This window comes from Nocardia sp. NPDC056564 (assembly GCF_042793755.1).
GTDB lineage: Bacteria > Actinomycetota > Actinomycetes > Mycobacteriales > Mycobacteriaceae > Nocardia.
In genome coordinates, this window is the sequence record NZ_JBHTUR010000005.1 from 31,702 (window position 1) to 47,164 (window position 15,463).

14 protein-coding genes are annotated in these 15,463 nt (G+C 68.9%); 11 read left to right on the forward strand and 3 right to left on the reverse strand.

Translation table 11 applies throughout. The annotated features are described in order from the left end of the window. The first annotated feature begins 120 nt into the window (after window positions 1-120). Window positions 121-888: a type I methionyl aminopeptidase gene (gene map / locus ACFQ9K_RS14890; protein WP_378726384.1), complete on the forward strand. Its 768-nt coding sequence runs from the start codon at window positions 121-123 to the stop codon at window positions 886-888. Between the two features lie 43 nt (window positions 889-931). Continuing rightward, window positions 932-1,315, forward strand: a complete 384-nt coding sequence (locus ACFQ9K_RS14895; protein ID WP_378726382.1) for a PPOX class F420-dependent oxidoreductase — start codon at window positions 932-934, stop codon at window positions 1,313-1,315. A gap of 790 nt (window positions 1,316-2,105) precedes the next feature. On the opposite strand, the gene ACFQ9K_RS14900 is transcribed toward ACFQ9K_RS14895, so the two are convergent. Further along, complete coding sequence (locus tag ACFQ9K_RS14900) at window positions 2,106-3,479, reverse strand: metallopeptidase TldD-related protein (RefSeq protein WP_378726393.1); 1,374 nt, start codon at window positions 3,477-3,479, stop codon at window positions 2,106-2,108. A gap of 14 nt (window positions 3,480-3,493) precedes the next feature. After that, window positions 3,494-5,023 carry a TldD/PmbA family protein gene (locus ACFQ9K_RS14905; protein ID WP_378983212.1) on the reverse strand — a complete coding sequence of 510 codons (1,530 nt, stop codon included), beginning with the start codon at window positions 5,021-5,023 and terminating at the stop codon, window positions 3,494-3,496. Window positions 5,024-5,325: 302 nt separating this feature from the next. Between ACFQ9K_RS14905 and ACFQ9K_RS14910 the strand changes: the two genes are divergently transcribed. Continuing rightward, entirely contained in the window at window positions 5,326-5,865 is a 540-nt protein-coding gene (locus ACFQ9K_RS14910; protein ID WP_378727238.1) for a TetR/AcrR family transcriptional regulator, read from the forward strand. Here ACFQ9K_RS14910 and ACFQ9K_RS14915 read toward each other — a convergent pair whose 3' ends face one another. Beyond that, window positions 5,866-6,633, reverse strand: a complete 768-nt coding sequence (locus tag ACFQ9K_RS14915) for a TSUP family transporter (RefSeq protein ID WP_378727240.1) — start codon at window positions 6,631-6,633, stop codon at window positions 5,866-5,868. Window positions 6,634-6,807: 174 nt separating this feature from the next. On the opposite strand from ACFQ9K_RS14915, the gene ACFQ9K_RS14920 reads away from it, so the two are divergent. The 8 genes from ACFQ9K_RS14920 to lnt all read left to right on the forward strand — a co-directional run bounded on the left by ACFQ9K_RS14920 (window position 6,808) and on the right by lnt (window position 15,340). After that, window positions 6,808-7,980: a sensor histidine kinase gene (locus ACFQ9K_RS14920; RefSeq protein WP_378716556.1), complete on the forward strand. Its 1,173-nt coding sequence runs from the start codon at window positions 6,808-6,810 to the stop codon at window positions 7,978-7,980. 133 nt (window positions 7,981-8,113) lie between these two features. Then, window positions 8,114-8,773, forward strand: coding sequence for a response regulator (locus tag ACFQ9K_RS14925; RefSeq protein WP_378716553.1), 660 nt, complete (start codon window positions 8,114-8,116; stop codon window positions 8,771-8,773). A 232-nt stretch (window positions 8,774-9,005) separates the two neighbouring features. Next, window positions 9,006-9,698: a TetR/AcrR family transcriptional regulator gene (locus ACFQ9K_RS14930; RefSeq protein WP_378716551.1), complete on the forward strand. Its 693-nt coding sequence runs from the start codon at window positions 9,006-9,008 to the stop codon at window positions 9,696-9,698. 9 nt (window positions 9,699-9,707) lie between these two features. Continuing rightward, window positions 9,708-10,847, forward strand: coding sequence for an FAD-dependent oxidoreductase (locus ACFQ9K_RS14935; protein WP_378716549.1), 1,140 nt, complete (start codon window positions 9,708-9,710; stop codon window positions 10,845-10,847). 88 nt (window positions 10,848-10,935) lie between these two features. Beyond that, window positions 10,936-11,418 (forward strand): FxsA family protein, encoded by a 483-nt coding sequence (locus ACFQ9K_RS14940; protein ID WP_378716548.1) that lies wholly within the window; start codon window positions 10,936-10,938, stop codon window positions 11,416-11,418. A gap of 76 nt (window positions 11,419-11,494) precedes the next feature. Beyond that, complete coding sequence (locus tag ACFQ9K_RS14945; protein WP_378716545.1) at window positions 11,495-11,737, forward strand: hypothetical protein; 243 nt, start codon at window positions 11,495-11,497, stop codon at window positions 11,735-11,737. Window positions 11,738-11,777: 40 nt separating this feature from the next. Further along, entirely contained in the window at window positions 11,778-13,373 is a 1,596-nt protein-coding gene (locus ACFQ9K_RS14950; RefSeq protein WP_378716543.1) for an amidohydrolase, read from the forward strand. 281 nt (window positions 13,374-13,654) lie between these two features. After that, entirely contained in the window at window positions 13,655-15,340 is a 1,686-nt protein-coding gene (gene lnt, locus ACFQ9K_RS14955; protein ID WP_378716541.1) for an apolipoprotein N-acyltransferase, read from the forward strand. Window positions 15,341-15,463 lie beyond the last annotated feature (123 nt).

Here is a 15,463-nt window from a genome sequence, read left to right on the forward strand (position 1 = left end):
CAGTAGGTTCTGGTCATCATGTCCGTTGAGCAGCTTTACTGCCCGCCGGGACGCCCGGGTTGGTATTAAAATACCGAATCGTCTACGGTGGTATTTTAATACCAAGACGGGAGTGATTGCATGGTAGAGCTGAAGACGCCGGCCGAGATCGAACGCATGCGGGTAACGGGACAGTTCGTGGGCGCGGTGCTGGGGGAGTTGCGTGAACTCGCACGCGTCGGAGTGAACCTGCTCGAGCTGGAAGCCCATGTGCGCGAACGGATCAAGCAGCGCGGCGCGCAATCCTGCTACTGGGACTATGCGCCGTCCTTCGGCCGCGGACCCTTCCGCAACACCGTCTGCCTCTCGGTCAACGACGCTGTCCTGCACGGCCTTCCGTTCGACTACGCGCTGCACGACGGCGACGTGCTGACCATGGACCTGGCGGTCGGCATCGACGGCTGGGTCGCCGACGCGGCCACCACCATCGTGGTCGGCACCGCCGCGGAAGCAGACCTGCGCCTGATCCGCGCGACCGAGGAAGCCCTCGCCGCCGCGATCGAGGTCGCGGTGCCCGGCAACCACATCGGCGACATCTCCGCCGCGATCTCCGCCGTCGCCCGCGACTACGGCTACCCGGTCAATATGGAATTCGGCGGCCACGGACTCGGCCGCACCATGCACGAGGACCCGCACGTCGCCAACCACGGCCGCCCCGGCCGCGGCTATCGCCTGCGCCCCGGCCTGGCCATCGCCATCGAACCCTGGTTCGCCCGCACCACCGACCGCATCGTCACCGACCCCGACGGCTGGACCCTGCGCTCCGCGGACGGCTCGCGCACCGCCCATTCCGAACACACCGTCGCCATCACCGACGAAGGCCCTCAGGTGCTGACCAAGGTGGGCTGAGTATCGAATGTCCGAATAACCGACACCCGGATACGCTGAGCTCATGACGAACACACTCGGGGCTATCGGCAAGGCCGATTACGTTCTGCTGACCACGTTCCGGAAGGACGGCACCCCCGTCGGCACCCCGGTCTGGGCTGTCGCGAACGCCGACAAGCTCTACGTGTGGACCGTCACCGACAGCTGGAAAGTCAAGCGCCTACGCCGCAACCCCGCCGTCACCGTGCAACCCTGCAACGTCACCGGCAAAACCCGCGGCGACGTGGTCGCCGGTACCGGCGAGATCCTCGACCAGGCCGGCACCGACCGCGTCCGCAAACTCCTCATGCGCAAGTACTGGCTCATGGGCCCCATCACCATCCTCGGCAGCAACCTCCGCCGCGGCAAAAAGGGCACCATCGCCATCGAAATCACGCTCAGCGCCTGAGGTCTGGCGCGAGCGTACCCACAACTGATCCCTCGGATCGATCCGAGCGAGAGATCGGTCCCCTCGCACGTTTGTTCAATCCTCTGCATAGCCCTCGGACACCGCTGGCTAGGTAAAGCTGAAACCAGGTCTGCGAAGAACCCTGGCGAATCCGAAGGGGGAGCGGGGTCTTTGACGACCCTGGGTCGCGCAGCGGTTCGCAGGTTTGATCGGTCGCTGGACCGCTGCTCATCGACCTCGCACACCCGCTCATCGTTCGCACACCCCTCAACGCTTCAACAGGTATGCGAAGGATGAATCACGTATACGAAGAAATCTCGACAACGCAACCACAGCCAGATGACCACGCTGGAACTCGACACCGCGTGACCGACATGCGCCTGAAGCCGGGTACGGCAGGCGACGTGCTCAGCACTACTCCAGTGAAAACCTGGGTAGGTCTTCAGCTTTCCCTCGTCAGGTCGCGTTGGGACGAGCCGGGAGTGCGCCTGGCAATCAGGTGCGCCTGCTCCCAGGGATGATCGATAGTGCTGAGCACGTCAGGCGGGGTCCCCGACCTACTTACCCAGTTGGCATGGGCAACGCGAGAGTTCCAGCGTGGTCATCGGCTTGTGGTCCAGTTCAAAGAGGCTTAGGAGGGGTCGAGTGCTCGGCGTCGGGTCCGAGAGCCCGCAGCGAGCCCGGCTGCACAGATCCGCCAGCCCCTTTCGCGGAATCGCGCCTATCGAGTCGAGTCAAAAGGTTGCCGTTGAAGATCAACTGACGACCTTTTGACTCGACTCGATTTCGACTACGTCGCCTGGCTCACCGAGGACATGTGGAAGTCGGGGATGCGCAAGGGGGGCATCGCGGTTCGGGTGAACCAGTCTTTCCACTCGCGGGGGAGGGTGGTTTCGGTGGCGCCTGCCTCGGTGACCCGGCGGAGCAGGTCGAGGGGGCTTTCGTTGAAGCGGAAGTTGTTGACGGCGGCGGTTACCTCGCCGTTTTCGACGAGGTAGACGCCGTCGCGGGTGAGGCCGGTGAGGAGCAGGCTGGCGGGGTCGACCTCACGGATGTACCAGAGCGTGGTGAGCAGCAGACCGCGTTCGGTGCGGGCGATCATGTCGTCGAGGGCGGCGCCGGAACCGCCGGTGAGCAGCAGGTTGCCGCCGGGAACCGTTGCGGTGGTGTTGAATTCGGCGGCGGTGGCGCGGGGGTAGACCAGCGACTCGATGACGCCTGCGCGGATCCAGTCGACCCTGTCGGCGGACATGCCGTTGTCGAACACCGACATCGATTGCGACGACGCGGATGTCGCGACGAACGGACGGTATTCGAGTCCGGGCGCGGTCGGGTCGGAGTACAGCGTCAGCGGAATATCGGTGAGCCGCTCGCCGATCCGCGTCCCGCCGGCCCGGGAGAACGCGGTGTGCCCCTCGTGCGCGCCCCGTCCCTCCATCTCCCAGTGCAGGTAGATCATGAGATCGGCGACAGTCGAAGGCGGCATGAGGGTTTCGTACCTGCCCGCGGGCAGTTCGACCTTCCGCTCGGCCCAGTCCAGGCGGCGCGACAGCTCGGCGAGCAGCGCGGACACATCGACATCGGTGAAGTCGTTGGTGCCTACGCCGACCCAGGCGCTGGCGAGATCGCTTCCCTCGCCGCGCTTTCCGTTGATCTCCACCGACCCGGTCGGCTGCACGAACCGGCGCCGAAGTCCCGTCGAGGTGCCGAGCCAGGTCGTGTGCACGGTGTGATGCGCGAAACCGTAGAGCCGATCGCTGCCGTCGAATCCGGTGGACAGCCCGCCGGCGAGGTCGGTGAACACCTCGATCCCGGTGGTCCCCGGTGCGGCCGCCCAATCGTCAACGGCCGCATCCGCTTCCAGCAGTGGCATGGCGTCCCTGGCCGGCTCGGCGTCCCGTGCCGCCTCCTCGCTGCGCCGCACCACCGCCTCGATCTCGGTGGGATCGACACTGGTGGACCCGATGGTTCCGACCCGTGCCGACTTCGGCCCGTCCCGGAAGATCGAGACGACGGCCCAGTCCCGCGACACCGACGACCCGTTCGTGGTCATCGAATTCCCGGCCCAGCGCAGCGACGCGTCGTACGCGTCGGTGACGATCACGATCGCCTCGTCGGCCCGGGACAGCGCGAGCGCGCGCTCGACGACCTCGCCCGCCGCCATAACGGTCTGCACGGTCACTGGCCCGCCTCCGTCCGCGTGTTGAGAATGTTGATGCCGCGCACCAGAACCGACGGGCACCCGTGACTGACCGCCGCGACCTGCCCGGGTTGTGCCTTGCCGCAATTGAACGCGCCGCCGAGCTGCCAGGTGGACGGTCCGCCAACGGCTTCCATCGCACCCCAGAAGTCGGTGGTGGTCGCCTGGTAGGCGACGTCGCGCAGCTGACCGTCCAGCTTCCCGTCGCGAATCCGGAAGAACCGCTGCCCGGTGAACTGGAAGTTGTAGCGCTGCATGTCGATCGACCAGGACTTGTCGCCGACGATGTAGATCCCGTCGTCCACCCTGGAGATGAGTTCCGCCGTGCTGGTGTCGTTTTCGGGATCGGGTTGCAGCGAGACGTTCGCCATCCGCTGGATCGGCACATGATGCGCGGAGTCCGCGTAGGAGCATCCGTTGGACCGGTCGAGGCCGAGCCGCGGCGCGAACACCCGGTCGAGCTGGTAGCCGACCAGGATGCCGTCGCGCACCAGGTCCCAGCGCTGCCCGGCGACGCCCTCGTCGTCGTATCCGACGCTGGCCAGCCCGTGCGCCTGGGTGCGATCACCGGTGACGTGCATGATCGGCGTGCCGTACTTCAGCGTCCCGAGCTTGTCCGGAGTCGCGAACGAGGTACCGGCATAGGCGGATTCGTAGCCGATGGCGCGGTCGTACTCGGTGGCGTGGCCGATGGATTCGTGGATGGTCAACCACAGGTTGGTCGGATCGATCACCAGGTCGGTCGGGCCGGGGGTGACGGTCGGCGCCTTGACCTTCTCGGCGAGCCACTCGGGGATCTGCGCGAGTTCGCCCTGCCAGTCCCAGGCTCCGTCGGCGCCGGTGACGAACTCCCACCCGCGGCCGACCGGCGGCGCCAGCGTGCGCATGGTCTCGAACACGCCCGCCGAGGAGTCGACCGTGGTCGCCTCGAATATCGGGTGCAGCCGGACGCGCTGCTGGGTGATCGATGAACCCGCGGTGTCGGCGTAGAAGGTCTGCTCCTTCACCTGCAACACCGACGCGGTCACGTGATCCACACCGTCGGACCCGGACAGGCGCCCGGAGTAGTCCTGGAGCAGGGCGACCTTGTCGGCGGTGGGCACGGTGAACGGGTCCAGGTCGTAGGCCGAAACCCAGTGCACGTTGTCGTAGACCGGCTCGTCGGCGAGCCGCACTCGCTCGCGGTTGAGCGCGCGCAGGGTCGTCGCCACCGTCACCGCGTCGCGCGCCACCTCGACCGCGGTCTCCGGGGTCAGCGCGGCGTGCGCGGCGAATCCCCACGTGCCGTCGACGATCACCCGGACCGCGAAGCCGAGCTCCACGTTGTCGCTGATCGACTCGACCCGCCCGTCGCGCAGCCGGATCGACTGGGTGACCAGCCGATGCACCCGCAGGTCGGCGTGTTCGGCGCCCGCCGCCGTGGCCGCGGTCAACGCGGCCTCGGCGAGCGCGGCCAGTGGGAGGTCGAGGAACTCGGCGTCCACATCCTTCGAAGTCGCGATGCTCACCCGCTCCAAACTAGTCGGTTCCGCCGAGCGCGGTCGCGTCCGCCTTCGTTACACGCCGTGCGAGTTTGCACCGCCTGCAATCCCGCATGAAATGCCCAGCGGCACAGGATGAAACACCCCCGACGGGCCCTGGGAACGGCACGCGCGAAACCGCCGCCTACCGCGTCTGCCTCGCGAAATGCCGTACTGTGCCCGCCGTGCCGCCATCCGCCCTTCGTGACCGCAAACGCGAACGTACCCGCCGAGCCCTGCTCCAGGCAGCCGTAGAGCTTTTCGAGACGAGAGGCTATGAGGAGACCACGGTGGCCGACATCGCCGCGGTGGCCGATGTGGGGACTCGCACCTTCTTCAACTACTTCGCCAGCAAGGAAGAGCTGCTCTTCCCGGAGACCGACGAGCGGGTGCGGGCCGCGGTGGCCGCGATCGGCAGCCGGCGACCGGGGGAGCGACCGGTCGAGGTGCTGCTACGGGCGTTACGCGCGGCCGGTGACAATCCCGGCGAGCATCTGGTCGACGACCTGAACGCGCGGATCGCCGCGTTGCGCGCGCAGGTCTCGCGCACCGTGCCGTCGGTGAGCGGCCGGGCCGCGCACGCACAGCTGGTCGCGCAGCGGGAGATCGCTCGTCAGCTGCACATCGCGTTCCCGCACGAGCTGGACGAGGTCGGCGCCGCGGCGCTGGTCGGCGCGGTCGTCGGCGCAGTGTCGGGCGCGCTGACCGTGCTGTTCCAGCAGCCGATCAACGGCGCGGAGGACGGGGAGCGACTGCACCGGCGCATCCACGAGACGACCTCGCGGGTGCTGAAGCCGTGGCTGGCCTCGCAGGTCGAAACCCGGGGCTGATCAACCGAACTGCTGCCAGCCCAGCCGGATCACCATGCCGACGACCACCACCAGCAACACGATGCGCACGAACTTCGCGCCGTTGCGCAATGCCATGTGCGAGCCGACGATCGCGCCGGCGATGTTGCCGACCGCCATGGCCGCGCCGAGCGCCCAGATGATGTGGCCGGTCGCGCCGAAGAAGATGAGCGCGCCGACATTGGAGCCGCAGTTGATCACCTTCGCCATCGCGGCCGCGCGGACGAACTCGGTGCCGAGCAGGGTGGCGAAGGTGATGATCAGGAAGGTGCCGGTGCCGGGGCCGAGCAAGCCGTCGTAGAGGCCGATCAGGCCCGCGGCCAGCGCGATGGTGAGGATGAACTTGCGCCGCGTGGGCGGGTGCGTGGCCAGGGTGACCCCGATCGACGGGCGCAGGGTGACGAACACCGCGACCGACACCAGCACCACCATGACGATCGGGATGAACAGCTCGCGATCGATCAAAGACACCGCGGCAGCGCCGATTCCGGCCGTGACCGCCGCGATCGCCGCCGCGGGCAGCAGCACCCGCCAGCGCAGCGGCACCTTCCGGGCGAAGGTCACCACCGAGGCGCCGGTGCCGGCGACCGCGGCCAGCTTGTTGGTGCCGAGCGCGGTCTGCGGCGCGATCGTCGGCGCGACCAGGAACAAGGTCGGCAGGATGATCAATCCGCCGCCCCCGACCACCGCGTCCACCCAGCCCGCCGCCGTTGCCGCGGTCAGCAATACCACCCAATCACCGATCTGCACACCGGTCACCCAACCAGATCGCCTGTCCAATACCAGACAGCAGTCCAGTATCGCCGCACCACTTCTGATTTCCCGCACCTGGAATCGCATGCGATTTTCGGTGCGGGAAATCAGAAGTGGTGCGGCTGTGTGGTGTGCGTTGGCCGGGGTGGGGGTCGCTTTAGGCTGGTCGGCATGCGTCGGTTCAGTCTGTGGCTTCGCGGGAAGCCCATTGTTGCGGATTCGATGCTGGCGCTCGTGCTGCTGGTGCTCGAGGTGCTCGGGCTCACCAACGCGGACAACAAGGCCGCGGCGGCGGCGATCGGCATCTTCATCCCGGTGCCCATCGTGTTCCGGCGGGTGTATCCGCGGGCGATGGCGGCGGCCGCGCTGCTGCTGTCGTTCACCGCGACGGCGGTGCAGTATGTGGTCGGCGACGAGAAGGTCGAGCACATCACGCTGTTCAGCCTGGGCATCATGCTGTACACGCTGGTCGCCTACGTCGGGCGGCGCGAGGGGCTGTGGTTCGGGGTCGGGCTGGTCGCCGACAGTGGGCTGTCGACCGCGGCGGGTTTGGTGAGTCCCAGCGATCTCATCTTCACCCTGATGTTCTTCGCCCTGTGCTGGACCCTGGCCGAATTCATCGGCGCGCGACACGCTTACGACACCGAGGTCGCGGCCCGGCTGGCGGTCGCCGACTACGACAAGGAGCGGCGCGCGCACGACGCGGTGTCCGCCGAGCGCACCCGCATCGCCCGCGAGTTGCACGACGTGGTCGCGCACGCGGTCAGCGTGATCATCGTGCAGGCCGACGGCGCGCGCTACGCGTTGCGCCGCGATCCCGACGCCGCCGAACAGGCGCTCGGCACGATCGCGGGCACCGGCCGCGAGGCTCTGCGCGAACTGCGCCGGACCGTAGCGCTGCTGCGTACCGAGCACGCCGCCGACCAGCTGCCGCAGCACGGCACCGCGGGCTTGGCGAAGGTGGTCGAGATGATGCGCGGCACCGGCCTGGCCGTCGAACTGGAACTGACCGGCGAGCTGGACGACATCGCCCCCGAGGTCAGCCTCGGCGTGCACCGCATCGTGCAGGAATCGCTGACCAATACGTTGCGCCACGCGGGTCCGCACCCGAAGGCCTGGGTCCAGATCCGTCGGCGCGACACCGACGTCACCATCGACATCACCGACACCGGGGGTGTCCCGCTGGACGAGCCCGCCGTCCGGATCAAGGGCGGCGGCATGGGTCTGGTCGGCATGCGCGAACGCATCGCGGTCCTCGGCGGCACCCTGGAATCAGGCCGTTCCGCGGACGGCGCGTGGCGCGTCCATGCCACCATCCCGCTGGAGCCCGGCTTCCCCGAGTAACCCGGCGGTGCCGGCGAATGGGTTGCCTGCCTGGGCGAAGTCCGCGTGGCGCGCGCTGGATTGTCGGCCGGTCCGGGTGCGGGCGTTCGGCGGGCAGGGCGGAGCGCCGGGGCGGGCACGTTAGATTAGGGGCGTGCCGATCACCGTTCTCGTCGTGGATGACCAGGAACTCATGCGTATGGGGCTGAAGATGGTCCTCGGGGCGCACCCGGACATCGAGGTGATCGGGGAGGCGGCGAACGGGGCCGCCGCGGTCAGCCGGGCGGCCGAATTGCGGCCGGACGTGGTGCTGATGGACGTGCGGATGCCGGTGGTCGACGGGGTCACCGCGACCACGCGGATCGTGGAGGCCGGTCATGGCTGCCGGGTTCTGGTGATGACCACCTTCGATCTGGACGAGCACGCGCTCGGTGCGTTGCGGGCCGGGGCGAGCGGGTTCCTGCTGAAGGACACGCCACCGGAGGACCTGATCTCCGCTATCCGCAGCGTCGCCGCGGGAGACGCGGTGGTGTCGCCGAAGGTGACCAAGCGGCTGCTGGATCGGCTGATCGCGGAGGATCCGGCGCGGATGCGCGATCCGGGCGTGCTCGATGTGCTCACCGCGCGCGAACGAGAAGTGCTGGAGCAGATCGCCGCTGGGCGTTCGAATGCCGAAATCGCCGAGCAGCTCTACCTTTCCGAGGCGACGGTGAAGACCCACGTGGGCCGGGTGCTCACCAAACTCGGTCTGCGCGACCGGGTTCAGGCCGTGGTGCTGGCGTACGAGACCGGGCTGGTCCGTCCCGGCGGCTGATGGGGATGCCGCGCTGAACGGAAATCCACCGCATTCGAAGCGGCCAGAATCGAGCGGCCGCGCGGTGTAGTCCAGCGGGCGGGTGCGAGCTCCGAACAAGTAGTCCGAGGTCGCGCCGGGTGCGGCCTTGTTCCTCGGTTGAGTCGGACGATGAATCGCTCTGAACAGTGGGTTTTGCATGTCGTGACGTATCGAACATGTTCGTAACGAACATGTTCGCTATAGTGGACTCATGCCGACAACGCCGAAGGAACCGAGAAGCCGCCGTGAACGCCCGGCGAAACCCGCGCTGACCCGGCCCGGCATCATCGCGACGGCCATCCGGTTGATGCGGGCCGAGAGTCTGGAGCGCGTCACCATGCGCCGCCTGGCCGCCGAGCTGGATACCGGACCCGCCTCGCTCTACGTGTACGTCCGCAATACCGCCGAACTGCACGCCGCGGTCCTCGACGACATGCTCGCCGCGGTCGACCGCACCCCGGTCGACGCCGCGGGTGACTGGCGAGACCGACTGGTCCAGCTGCTCACCTCGTACACGACGGTGCTCTACGACAACCCCGGCCTCGGGCAATCCGCGCTGGTCGCCCGCCCATCCGGGCCGGGCTACCTGAACCTGCTCGAGGCGATCCTCGCGCTGCTGAGCCAGGGCGGACTCCCCGACGACCGCGCGGCCTGGCTCTGTGATGCCCTGTTGCAGTACGCCACCGCGAACGCCGCCGAACACGCCACCCGTGACCGCGGCACCGACATCGAACGCGACACCGACGCACTCGTCGCCGCCATTCGCACCGCGTCGGCCGAAACCCACCCCAGGATCGCCGCTCTGGGCGACGACCTGTTGTCCGGCCCCGGCGCGGACCGCCTCGCCTGGGGCTTCCATCTGCTCATCAACGGCGCCGTGCACACGCCGCGCCCCACCCGTTAGGGGAATGCCATGTCGCAACACCATCCCATCGCCGTGATCGGGGCGGGCCTCAGCGGTCTCGTGCTCGCCCGCGTCCTGCACACGCACGGAATAGCAACGGCCGTCTACGAACTCGACGCCGCACCGGACGCCCGCGGCCAAGGCGGCATGCTCGACATACACGTCGAATCGGGCCAGGCCGCGCTGCGTGCCGCGGGCTTGTTCGAGGAGTTCCGCGCGCTCGTGCACGCAGGCGGCGAGGAAATGCGCATCATCGACAAGCACGGCGACATCCGCCTGCGCGACGACGGCGACGACGGCGGCCGACCCGAGATCGACCGCGACGACCTGCGTCGATTGCTGCTGAACTCATTGCCGGACAACATGATTCGCTGGGGTGCGAAAGTAGTCGACGCGCGTGCCCTCGGTGACGGCAGGCACGAGGTAACCCTCGCCGACGGCACCGCCTGCACCACCGACCTGCTGATCGGCGCGGACGGGGCCTGGTCCAAGATCAGGCCGCTGCTGTCCACGGCCACCCCGGCCTACACCGGCGTCTCCTTCGTCGAATGCGACCTCCCCGACGCCGCCACCCGGAACCCGGCCGCGGCCGAATTGACCGGCGGCGGAATGATGTTCGCCCTCGCCGACGGCAAAGGCATGCTCGCGCACCGGGAAACCGACGGCTCCGTGCACACCTATGTCGCCTTCGCCGCGCCGGCCGATTGGCTGGACAGCATCGACTTCACCGCCACGCCCTCGGCCAAAACCGATGTCCTGCAACATTTCCAGGATTGGGACGACCGACTTCGCGCGCTGGTCAGCGATGCCGAGGGTCCACTCGTTCCGCGGCGCATCCACGCCCTGCCGATCGGTCACAGCTGGGACCGCGTCCCCGGCGTGACGCTGCTCGGCGACGCCGCCCACCTCATGTCACCGTTCGCGGGTGAGGGCGCGAACCTCGCCATGCTCGACGGAGCCGAACTTGCCACCGCGCTCGCCACCCATTCCGACCTCGAACAGGCCCTGCACACCTACGAAGCGGCCCTGTTCCCCCGCAGTGCCGAACTGGCCGCCGAATCCGCCGCCAACCAGGCCCTCCTCTTCGGCGCGGACGCGCTGGACGAGCTGCTGGTCCAGATGAGTTCCTACGGCGAACCGGTCGCCTGAGCCGGATCTCAGCGGTCTCTCAGGCGGATTCGGGAGAAAACTCGCGCCGCCGCGCGTTGCACAGGGTAGATCGTCCGAAAGGATCGCCATGCCCGCCCTAGTATTCGTCCTCTACGTGATCACCGAGATCATCGCGCTGGTCGCCGTCGGCCAGTGGCTCGGTGTGATTCCCGCCATCCTGCTGCTGATCGCCGGCTCCGCCGCGGGCATGCTGCTGATCGGTTCGCAGGGTCGGCGCGTGTTCGAGCAGTTCCGGCGGGCCGGTCGCGGCGAGATTCCGCCGGGCACCGCGGTCGCCGACGGCGCGCTGGTCGCCGCGGGCGGGTTCCTGATGTTCGTGCCCGGCCTGGTCACCTCGCTGTTCGGCCTGCTGCTGCTGTTGCCGCCGACCCGGATGCTGGTGCGTCCGGTGGTCGCCGCGTTCGCCGCGCGCCGGATCGGCAAGATGGCCGCCGCGATGCCGTATCGCGGGGTGGTGATCGACGGCGGTGACGTGGTCGACGGCGTCGTGGTGCAGCAGTACTACGACGACGGACAGGGCAACGCGCGCCGCGCGATTACCAAGCCATAGTTTCGCTATTACCAACGGGTAGTAAAGGCGCGCGGGCGGGCTAGGGATCCGTGGCGAACCGGGCTATGGTGGCGCGATGGCCACCGAGCAACTCACCATCACGGTGAGCGAGGAGCTAGCCGCAGCGGTCAAGAAAGCCGCGGCAGCTGCCGGACAGTCGATCTCTGGTTTCACCGCGGCGGCGCTGCGGCTGGAGCTCATCGCCGTCGAGGCCGGGTGCCGGCCGGGCTCGCGCCTAGGTACCAGCCAGTTCGCCGAGGTGATGACGGTGCTGGCGTGCCCGGAGGACACGGCCCCGCATCCGGTATTGAACGGCTGACCCGAAAGCCTGAATCGGGCATACGGCAGACTGGTCTCTCGTGAGAACCCAGTTGCTGATCGGCGGTCGTTTCTACAGTTCCAGTTCCCCCGACGCGACAGCGATGGCGGTGACCGACGGGACTGTGGTGTGGCTGGGTGCCGAGCAGCCGGGGCGAGCGCTGCACCCGGATGCCGAGATCATCGAGCTGGACGGCGCGTTCGTCGCACCCGCCTTCGTCGATCCGCACGTGCACGTCACCGCGCTGGGACTGAAACTCACCGGACTCGACCTGTCCGTGGCGCGGTCGCTCGAGCATTGCCTGACCCTGCTGAGCGACTTCGCCGCGGTCCGGCCGGAGGGCGCCATCCTCGGCGACGGGTGGGACGAGACCACCTGGCCCGAGGGGCGTCCGCCCACCGTCGAGGAGATCGACAAGGCCGCGGGCGCCCGGCACGTGTACCTGTCCCGGGTGGACGCGCATTCGGCCGTGGTGTCCTCGGCGCTGCTCGACGCCATGCCGCAGGTGACCGCCGCCGACGGCTACACCCGCGGCGAACCGGTGCGCGCGACCGCCCACCATCTCGTCCGCACCACCGTGCTCGCGGAACTCGATCGGGCGCAACGGGATCGGGCCCGAACCGCCGCGCTCGACCACGCCGCGGCGCGCGGCATCGTCGCGGTGCACGAATGCGCGGGCCCGGAAATCTCCGGCCGCACCGACATTCGCGAGCTGCTCGACTTCCGGCACGGCGTCGAGGTGCGCGCCTACTGGGGCGAAGCGGTCGGCAGTGCCGAGGAAGCGCGGGCGCTGATCGCCGAGCTCGGCGTGCACGCGCTCGGCGGCGACCTGTTCGTCGACGGCTCCATCGGCTCGCGCACCGCCCGGCTGCGCGAACCCTACGCCGACGCCCCCGGCACCGGCCGCGCCTATCTCGACGCCGACGGCATCGCCGCGCACGTGCGCGCCTGCACCGAGGCGGGCATCCAGGCCGGCTTCCACGTGATCGGCGACGCCGCGATGGACGCGATCATCGCCGGATTCGACCGCGTGGTCGGCGAATTCGGCGGTCCGGCCGTCGCCGCCCGCGGCCACCGGGTCGAACACGCCGAACTCCTCGACGCCGACCAGATCGCCAAGCTCGCCTCCTGGGGCGTGATCGCCAGTGTCCAACCGGGATTCGACGCGGCCTGGGGCGGACCCGACGGCATGTACGCCGCCCGGCTCGGCGCCGACCGCGCCGCGACCCTGAATCCCTTCGCCGCCATGGCATCCGCGGGCATCTCCCTGGCCGTCGGCTCCGACGCCCCGGTCACCCCGCTCGACCCGTGGTCCGCCGTCCGCGCCGCCGCCAACCACCGCACCCCGGGCCACTCCCTTTCTCCGCGAGCCGCTTTCGCCGCCGCCACCCGAGGCGCCTGGCGCGCGGGCGGCGTCCGCGACGGCCTGGCCGGCACCCTCGTCCCCGGCGCCCCCGCCTCCTACGCCATCTGGGCCGCCGACGAACTGGTTGTCGCCGCAGCCGCCGACACCGTCCAACGCTGGTCCACCGACCCCCGCTCCCGAGTCCCGGGCCTGCCACCGCTGACCCCCGATTCCCCCCTCCCCACCTGCCTGCGCACCGTCCACCGCGGAACCACCATCTATGCAGCGTGACCACCCCGCCCAGCCGACCGGTGCGCATCGCGAACCTCCCGGTAAGCAGGCCGAACCCGACGTTCCACCCCGAGCCGCACGCCGTCACGACTATGTCGTGGGCGAGGTTTCGGCGAGTCGTCTGCGGACCTTTGCGGGTGTTGACGAGGACTCGACGGTTGCCTCGATACGAGGGCGAGTTCGGGTGTGCCGGGGGCGGATTCGGCGCGGTCGGGGTGTAGAACGGTGGGGCGGGGCAGTAGGGCTGCGTGGGGGAAGCGCGGCGGGCGTTGCTGTAGTGGATGGGAAGGCGACTGCCGGTGCGTGAGCGATTTTCTAGTGTGTTGAGGCGGTATCCGGTGTTGTGGCGGTCGGGGGCGGCGATCGTGGGTGGGTTGTTGGTGTTCGGGAGTTTTCCGCCGCGGCCCTGGTGGTTTCTCGCGCCGGTGGGGATCGCGGTGCTCACCTTGATCGTGCGGGACAGTGGCCGGTTGCGTAGCGGGTTCGGGTACGGGCTCCTGGCGGGGCTGGCGTTCTTCGTTCCGTTGTTGCCGTGGACCGGGATCTACGTCGGACCCGTGCCGTGGCTTGCGTTGTCCACGGTGTGCGCGGTGTATATCGGGCTGTTCGGGGTGCTGGCGCGGCTGGTGGGGAGGCTGCCCGGCTGGCCGTTGTGGGTGGCGTTGGCGTGGACTACCGCCGAGTGGGTGCGGTCGAGTTTTCCGTTCGGCGGATTTCCCTGGGGGCGTTTGGCATTCGGGCAGGCCGACGGCTGGTTCCTGTCGCTGGCCTCGATCGGTGGGGCGCCGATGGTCAGTTTTGCGGTGGCACTCACCGGAACCGGGGCGGCGGCACTGGTTGTGGCCGTGCGATCGGCGCGCGCGGCTGCGCCGGTAGCCTCGGATGCCGGTGCCCGAGAGCCGAATCGAGCCGCAGCCGATCAGCGTCGCGCGTCGACCCATCGAACCGCTTTCGTCACCGCCGCAGCCGCTTTGGTCGTCATGCCGATCGCCGGTCTGCTGCTGAGCGGCACGCTTCCCGACCCGGACCAGGGCGACCGCACCATCACCGTCGCCGCGATCCAGGGCAGCGTCCCGCGCCTCGGCCTCGACTTCAACGCCCAGCGCCGCGCCGTTTTGGACAACCACGTCCGCCGCACCAAGGAGCTGGCCCGGGCGGTCGAGGCCGGCCAGGCGAAGAAGCCGGATGTGGTGATCTGGCCGGAGAACTCCTCCGACATCGATCCCCTGCGCAACGCCGACGCGGCCACCCTCATCACCGAGGCCTCCGAGCAGATCGGCGCGCCCATCCTGGTCGGCGCGGTGCTGGTGAACAGCGACCGCACCACGACCAACTCGGTGATCGTCTGGAACGGCGCGGCGGGACCGGGGGAGCGGCACGACAAGAAGATCATCCAGCCGTTCGGCGAGTACCTGCCGATGCGCTCGTTCTTCCGCCTGTTCTCCGAATACGCCGACCGCGCCGGGTATTTCGTGCCCGGCCACGGCGACGGCGTGGTGCGCGCCGACGGCGTCGATATCGGCGTCGCGACCTGCTACGAGGTCGCCTTCGACCGCGCCTTCGAGGACGCGATGCGCGCGGGCGCCCAACTGCTCACCGTGCCGACCAACAACGCGACCTTCGGCGACAGCGAGATGACCTATCAGCAGCTGGCCATGTCCCGGATCCGGGCGGTCGAGCACGGCCGCGCCCTCGTCGTCGCGGCCACCTCGGGGGTGAGTGCGATCATCACCGCGGACGGCAGCGTGGCCCAGGAGACCCCGCAGTTCGTGCCCGCCGCCTTGGTCGCCGATCTGCCGCTGCGCACCAGCAACACCATCGCGACTCGGGTCGGTCCGGCGCCGGAGCGCGTCTTCGTCGCGCTGACCGTGGCGGCCGCGGTGGCCGGGGTGGTGGTCCGGCGGCGGCGCTCCCGAACCGAGGAGACGACCGACCGGAACGCCGAGATCGGACAATCCGTCTCCTGACAACGGCGATACCGGACCGGACACCCGGTATTTTCTGTGGCATCTGTAGCCGAATTGTGATGTAGCGCAATATTCGCCGAGTCCCGTGGGGTACGCGGGCGTTTCCTTGTCGCGTCACCTATC